Raw genomic sequence first — 7,670 nt, forward strand, 5'->3', positions numbered from 1 at the left:
ATATTTCTATTACAAACAAAATGTTTTTATTATGAACAGATTTCTTTTAAAAGGTTTGGCCTCTGTGTTTACGATGGCCGTGATGTTTGGAACAGTTTCTTGTAGTGACGACGATGACGACAGCAAGCCTGTGGCAGTCTCAGCCGTTTCTGTGAGTCCGGCAACTGCAACAGTTAAGGTTGGCGAGTCGGTCACATTGTCTGCAACAATTACTCCCTCTGATGCTGCGGAGAAAACAATAACATGGACTTCCTCCGATGACAAGATCGCAACGGTAGATGCTGGTAAGGTAACGGGTGTTGCCGAAGGTACTGCAACAATTACAGCTACAACTAAGGATGGTGGTAAGACGGCTACTTCTACGGTAACAGTCTCTAAGGATGCTCCGGCTTCCAAAGAAGTGATTCTGGAAGGTAATATCACTTCTGATCTTACGCTTAATGCAGCCGACAAGAATTTCCTGAAAGGGTTTGTATATGTGAAACCGGGTGCAACCCTAACGATCGAAGCAGGTACTGTTATTAAAGGTATTTCCGTAAATCCGGGTGAAAAAGCCGCTTCCCTGATTATCGAGCCGGGGGCTAAGATTATGGCTGTCGGAACAGTTGAGAAACCGATTGTCTTTACTTCCGATAAGCCGGCCGGACAGCGTCTGACAGGTGACTGGGGTGGTTTGATTATCTGTGGTAATGCACGCGTGAATCGTGTGACTCGTCCTACTATTGAAGGTGGTCCTGATACGCCGTACGGTAATACGACTTCTGATGAGTTTAATGGTGAAAGCTCAGGTAAGCTGAAATATGTTCGTATCGAGTTTGCCGGTTATCCTCTGGAACCGGACAAGGAAATCAATGGTTTAACCTTTGGTGGTGTCGGTAGCGGTACGGAAGTTGAGTTTATTCAGGTTTCTTATTCAAATGACGATTCATACGAATGGTTCGGTGGTACGGTAAATGCAAAGCACCTGATTGCTTATCATGGTTGGGATGATGATTTCGATACAGACTTCGGTTACAGTGGTAACTTGCAGTTCTTGCTGAGCGTACGTGATAAGGATATTGCCGATACATCTGATTCCAACGGTTTTGAATCTGATAACGATGGTGACGGTTCTTCCAATACTCCGCTTACTAAACCTGTCTTTTCTAACGTAACCCTGATCGGTCCGTTCTATGGCAAAGTGTCTGACAAGACACAGGCTGAAGTAGAAGCCAAGACTGCCGATGCTGCAAATGGTGCCAAAGGTGGTAAGTTCCAGGCTGCAATGCACCTGCGTCGTAACACAAGCCTGAATGTTTATAACTCCGTATTCACGGGATGGCCTTACGGATTGCGTGCAACAGATAAGAAAGGTTCTGCTAACGATGGTGCGATCGTGAAGAATGTTATTCTTGCCGGTATGTGGAGCAACTTTTACGATGACGAAAAGTTCAGCGAAAACTTCTTCAACCGTGCAGGTATGAACAACACTATCTTGGAAACAACCAATGCAATCATCTCTAAAGACGGCGATTACTCTTCCGTAGTGGCTTCTGCCGTACAGGGTGCCGATTTTGCCGATGCAGTCCTGAACAACAGCTTCTTTGAAAAGGTAACTTACAAAGGCGCTTTCGACGGAACAAACGACTGGACAAAAGGTTGGGCTAACTTTGATCCTCAGAATACTGAATATTAATAGATATGATAAAGAAGTTATTATTAACATCAACATTATTGGCAAGTTCTGCCCTGGTAATCCAGGCGCAGGACTTGTTCCTTAACGAAGGCCAGTACTATACAGACGAAACGCAAACCACTCCCTACACCGGTCGTTACACCGAGTTCTATGACGACGGTATGCTGAAGATGGAGCTTTTCCTCAAAGACGGTCGGCCCGAAGGAACGTATGTGATTTATTATCCTGACGGAAAGATTGCCGAGGTCCGTTCTTACTATCATGGTATCTTCCACGGAGAATGGCGAACCTACAACGAAGCCGGACAGCTAACCGGTATCGCAACCTATAAAGACGGGCAGAAAGACGGTCCCTGGCGCGTATGGAATGACAAAGGCATCCTCCGCTTCGAGATGTTCTACACCAAAGGAAAGAAAAGCGGCGTTTGGCGTACCTGGGATGATGACGGTCAATTGATAAGCGAGGAAAAGCAGGAAGAATAGATGTAATTTCTTCCTGACATAAATAAATACTATCTTTGTCCTGCTAACAAATATAAGAAAGGAGCGACAACGATGGCTGCAATATCTATTCTTCGTCCGGGACGTAAGTTCCCGATCGGCATACAAAGCTTTGCCAAACTGCGTGAAGAAGGTTTCCTCTATGTGGATAAGACAGCTCTTATGTATAAACTGGCACAGGCCGGCAATCCTTGTTTTCTGAGCCGGCCCCGCCGTTTTGGTAAGAGCTTGTTGCTTTCTACGTTCGAGGCTTATTTCCGGGGAAAGAAAGAACTGTTCAAGGACTTGGCTGTGGAGCGGCTCGAAACAGAATGGCTGGAGTATCCGGTACTGCATCTTGATCTGAATGCTGAAAAGTATGACAGCAAGGAGCGTTTGGAGAATCAGCTTGTGAGCCAGTTGGAAAACTGGGAAAAACAATATGGTGTAAGTTCTGTGAATGACAGCTATTCGATTCGCTTTATGAATGTGATCCAGGAGGCTTGTGAAAAGACCGGCCGTCGTGTAGTCGTGCTGATTGACGAATATGATAAACCGCTGCTTCGTAACTTCCATAATCCGGCTTTGCAGCAGGAGTTCCGCGAAACACTGACCGCCTTTTATTCTGTGCTGAAGAGTGCCGATCCCTGGTTGCAGTTTGTTTTTATCACAGGGGTGACCAAGTTCGCGCAGATGGGTATTTTCAGCAATCTGAATCAACTGAATGATATCAGTTTCGATGAATCGTATAATACACTTTGCGGTATGACCCGCGAAGAGATAGAAACGACTTTTGTTCCCGAACTACAGACAATGGCTGCGTCGTGCCGGATCTCGAGCGAAGAGGTAATGGCCCGCATGACCAAGATGTATGACGGCTACCGGTTTACCGCTTCGGAGTCGTTCAGCCGGATGTACAATCCCTTCAGTGTGCTCTGTGCGTTGAGCAAATGCCGCTTCGATAATTTTTGGTTTGCCAGCGGTACGCCGACATTCCTGCTCGAGATGTTAAAACAGACGGATTACGACTTGCGTAAGTTCGATGGAACGGAAGTTGCGGCAGCTTCTTTGAGTGACGACCGGGCGGATGTAAATAATCCTATTCCGATGGTTTATCAGAGCGGTTATCTTACTATTAAGAAATATGAACCGGAATTTAATATATATACCCTCGGCTTTCCGAATGAGGAGGTGAAGTACGGTTTCCTCCACTTTGCCGCTCCTTTCTACACACCGGTTCCGGAAGCGGACACCGCTTTTTATATCGGTAAGTTTGTCCGGGAACTGCGTAGTGGAGATGTCGAATCCTTCCTTACCCGCCTTCGTGCTTTCTTTGCTGATGTCCCGTATGAACTGAATGATAAGACGGAACGGCACTATCAGGTGATTTTCTACTTAGTGTTCAAATTAATGGGACAGTTTTCCGAAGCAGAAGTGCGTAGCGGACGAGGACGTGCCGATGCTGTAGTGAAGACGGCGGATTACATCTATGTCTTCGAGTTCAAGTTGGGCGGGACGGCTGAAGCTGCGCTGAAGCAAATCGATGAAAAAGGCTATCTGATACCTTATACAGCTGACGGACATGAATTAGTAAAAGTAGGTGTCGCATTCGATGCCGCTGAACGGAATATCGGCGACTGGCTGATTAGTTACACATAACGTAAAATACCCGTATAGTTACCTGCTGCCTAAATCGTCATACAACGTTTGCAGCAGGGCTTTCCCCTTGCGGAGACGCTGGTCGCTACCTTCGCGTGGCGTTTCGATCAGAGGCTTATTCCCTTCATTGTCGTAGACGGAGATGCCGGTGCTGTCGATAAACCCGAAGCCGTTCGAATAGGTATAGAAGGCATATTCCGGATAATCGGGACTAAGCACGTTGCGGCTGAAGGTAAAGGCGTCGTGCCCGATCCCTAATTGGTTCAGCAGCGTGGCGGCAAGGTCTGTTTGGTTGGCATATTTGTCGATGACGACCGGCTCTTTCACGACACCGCCGATCCATAACATCGGGATGTGATAGCGGCGGGGTTCGTAGTTGACCACATCTTTCGGATAAGGATATCCGTGGTCGGAAACGAAAATAACTAACGTGTTCTTCCATACCGGCAGCTCTTTCAGCTTGTCGATAAAGTTACCGATACAACTGTCCGTGAAGGCAACCGAGTTCGCATACAGTCCCATATCATCCAACCGGTGGAAAGGCACTTCAAACGGCTCGTGGCTGCTAAGCGTCAGGAAGGTGCTGAGCCAGGGCTTTTGGCTGTCACGACTCTTGATATCTTCATATAAATGACGGAAGGTGACGTCGTCGTTCGCTCCCCATTTGCTGAGGCGACTGGTGAGCGGGAAGTCACGGTCTGCCGTGATCCGGCTGTAACCGGAGCTGAAGAAATAGCTTTGCATATTGGTGAAGTTGATATCTCCGCCATACAGCATGTCGGCTACATATCCTTCGTTTGTCAGGCTTCGGGCAATAGACGGCAGTGTCTGGCTCTTGGCCGGATACTTCATGATGGAAGTGGTCGGCTGTGCCAGGTAACCATTCAACACCGACACGATTCCCCGGTCCGTGCGGAATGAGTTTGCATACATATTCGTGAAAAGCACTCCCTCTTTGCTGAGCCTGTTCAGGTTCGGTGTAACGGTAGAATCGCCACCGACAGCCCCGACAACATTCGCCGAGAAGCTTTCCATAATAACAATCAGTATATTCGGACGCTGCGTATTCAGAAGGACTTTCGGTATCGTATCACCTTTCTCGTTCCCGCACTCGATGCAGGATCGCAAAGACGCGGACAGTGAATCCGTCTCAACAAGGTCTGTCCCAGTGCGACCCCGCATCGAGTGCGGGGACAGGCTTCCCATTATCTCCCTCCGTTCCTCCTCCGGGAAGAAATTGAACTGCGCCGCAAAATCTTGCTGTTTGCTGAGCGATGCAAGCAGGCTGAAACAAGGATTGATCGCCGAATGGTTCAGGAATTGGTTCTTACTGAAATAGACCATTCCCACATTCGCAGTCGAAGTCGTCACGCCTCCCCGTATCGGGATAAAGAGTATTCCGCCCAACAAGAGAACAATCAGGCTTCCCCCTAACCGCTTCCGTACCGGCGTTTCGGGAAAGAGCGGCACGATAAACTGTTTTAACAGCCAGTATATTCCGGATGCATAGACAATGAACATCAGCAGTTGGCCGAAGAACTGTCCCATCGGAACGCTCGCCATCGCATCGCCGGGCGATTGCAGATAGAAGAAAAGCGTTGCATCCAGCCTGAACCCCCAGTAACCGTACAGCGCCACATCTACCGCAAAGATAGCTGCGATCAGTACGGTCATAATTCCGAAGTAGCCTTTCAGCAGTTTCCTGTAAAACCTCCCCGGCAGCCATACCGACACTAACGTCATCAGCAACGGCAACGCTGTCAGATACCCGGCTATCGTGCAGTCCAGCAGTAACCCGTGTGTGATTACCCGTAGGTAATCGCTTAGCGAACATCCGTTCGCTAAGGCATGGTGATACAGCATGAACACCGGCTTCTGGATCGCTAATATCGGCAACCAGATGATAAACAGGGCGAGGAGGAACAGGACTCTTTTCTTCATAAGGCTATTTGTACAACTTTTCTCTCAGCTCTGCCACCATCGGATCGGTGATATAATCGTCATACTCCATCATACGGTCGATAATGCCGTTCGGTGTCAATTCGATGATGCGGTTGGCAACCGTCTGGATAAATTCGTGGTCATGGCTGGAGAACAAGACGTTTCCGCGGAATGACTGCAACGTGTTGTTAAACGCCTGGATGGATTCGAGGTCCAGATGGTTGGTCGGCGTGTCCAGAATGATACAGTTGGCATCCGTCAGCATCATGCGTGAAATCATACAACGCATCTTTTCACCTCCGGACAGGACGCTTACTTTCTTCAACAGCTCTTCGCCGGAAAACAGCATACGGCCGAGGAAACCTTTCAGGAACACTTCGTTCGTGTCGGGTGAGAACTGGCTCAGCCAGTCGATCAGGTTGTAGTCCGAATTGAAGTAGGCGGAGTTGTCCAACGGCAGGTAAGTTGTCGTAATGGTCTGTCCCCACTGGTAAGTTCCCGCGTCGGCCTTTTCTTCTCCGTTGATGATCTGGAAGAGGGCGGTCATTGCACGCGGGTCGTGGCTGATGAACACGATCTTGTCGTCTTTCTCTACGTTGAAGTTCAGATCCTTGAACAGCACTTTGCCGTCGATGGATTTCGTCAGTCCCTTCACCTCCAAAATCTGGTTGCCCGGTTCGCGGTTCGGCGTGAACAGGATGCCCGGATAGCGGCGTGAAGACGGCTTGATCTCCTCGATATTTAGTTTTTCCAACATCTTCTTGCGGCTGGTCGTCTGTTTGGACTTCGCTACGTTGGCGCTGAAACGGCGGATAAATTCTTCCAATTCTTTTTTCTTCTCTTCTGCCTTCTTGTTCTGGTTCTGTTGCTGGCGGAGTGCCAACTGGCTGGATTCGTACCAGAAGCTATAGTTTCCGGCAAACATTTGCAGTTTACCGAAGTCGATGTCCACCGTATGTGTACAGACAGAGTCGAGGAAGTGACGGTCGTGGCTGACCACCAACACCGTATGTTCGAAGTTTGCCAGATAGTTTTCGAGCCACATAACAGTTTCGAGGTCGAGGTCGTTGGTCGGCTCGTCCAGCAACAGGTTGTCGGGTTGTCCGAAGAGGGCGCGTGCCAGCAAGACACGTACTTTCTGCTTACCGCTCATGTCCTTCATCAGCGTGTAGTGAAATTCTTCCGCGATACCTAAGCCGCTCAACAAGGCGGCTGCATCGCTCTCGGCGTTCCAGCCTTCCATCTCGGCGAATTTCTCTTCCAGTTCCGACACGCGGATACCGTCGGCATCGCTGAAATCGGGTTTGGCGTAAAGGGCGTTCTTTTCGCTCATCACTTCCCAAAGGGTCGTGTGGCCCATCAGCACAGTGTCGATTACTGTATATTCATCGAATGCGAAGTGGTCCTGGCTCAATACGGACAGGCGTTCGCCCGGCCCCAATGATACCGTCCCACGTGTAGGGTCGAGTTGCTTACTGATCACGCGAAGGAATGTTGATTTACCGGCGCCGTTAGCCCCGATGATACCGTAGCAGTTGCCCGGTGTAAATTTCATATTGACATCCTGGAAAAGGATGCGTTTCCCGAACTGTACGTCCAGGTTGTTAACCGTTATCATATCTTGTTTACCTATTAATTTGCTATCGAGTGTGCAAAGGTACAAAAAATATACGTTACGCCCTATTGATACATTCTTCCATTGACTCACAATTTGGCATATTTGAAACACACAGACCTCGTAGAGGCGGTTCGCGAACCGCCCTCCGTGTCAACAAATGCAGTACTTCATGGGTTTATAGTGCCGTAGAGGAATGAATAACCCGGCAGATAGAATGAACGATGCGGAATGTGTGCCCCTTCCAAACCTACCCGCTATTCATGTCACAGCCGTGAAACAAAAGAAATCCAACTGTAAC

At 48.7% G+C, this 7,670-nt stretch carries 5 protein-coding genes; 3 read left to right on the forward strand and 2 right to left on the reverse strand.

Annotation, left to right across the window (positions count from 1 at the left end; translation table 11 throughout):
• Positions 1–31 precede the first annotated feature (31 nt).
• The 3 genes from DWW90_RS14550 (at position 32) to DWW90_RS14560 (ending at position 3,813) form a co-directional block, all read left to right on the forward strand.
• A complete protein-coding gene (locus DWW90_RS14550; protein ID WP_122345471.1) occupies positions 32–1,675 on the forward strand; it encodes an Ig-like domain-containing protein in 1,644 nt (547 codons plus the stop codon).
• Positions 1,676–1,680: 5 nt separating this feature from the next.
• Entirely contained in the window at positions 1,681–2,157 is a 477-nt protein-coding gene (locus DWW90_RS14555) for a toxin-antitoxin system YwqK family antitoxin (protein ID WP_115500465.1), read from the forward strand.
• A gap of 72 nt (positions 2,158–2,229) precedes the next feature.
• Positions 2,230–3,813 carry an ATP-binding protein gene (locus DWW90_RS14560; RefSeq protein ID WP_122345472.1) on the forward strand — a complete coding sequence of 528 codons (1,584 nt, stop codon included), beginning with the start codon at positions 2,230–2,232 and terminating at the stop codon, positions 3,811–3,813.
• Between the two features lie 18 nt (positions 3,814–3,831).
• On the opposite strand, the gene DWW90_RS14565 is transcribed toward DWW90_RS14560, so the two are convergent.
• Positions 3,832–5,754, reverse strand: a complete 1,923-nt coding sequence (locus DWW90_RS14565) for an LTA synthase family protein (protein ID WP_122345473.1) — start codon at positions 5,752–5,754, stop codon at positions 3,832–3,834.
• Positions 5,755–5,758: 4 nt separating this feature from the next.
• Positions 5,759–7,372 carry an ABC-F family ATP-binding cassette domain-containing protein gene (locus tag DWW90_RS14570; RefSeq protein WP_115500463.1) on the reverse strand — a complete coding sequence of 538 codons (1,614 nt, stop codon included), beginning with the start codon at positions 7,370–7,372 and terminating at the stop codon, positions 5,759–5,761.
• Positions 7,373–7,670 lie beyond the last annotated feature (298 nt).

Source organism: Parabacteroides sp. AF17-28 (assembly GCF_003479205.1).
Taxonomy (GTDB): Bacteria; Bacteroidota; Bacteroidia; order Bacteroidales; family Tannerellaceae; genus Parabacteroides; species Parabacteroides acidifaciens.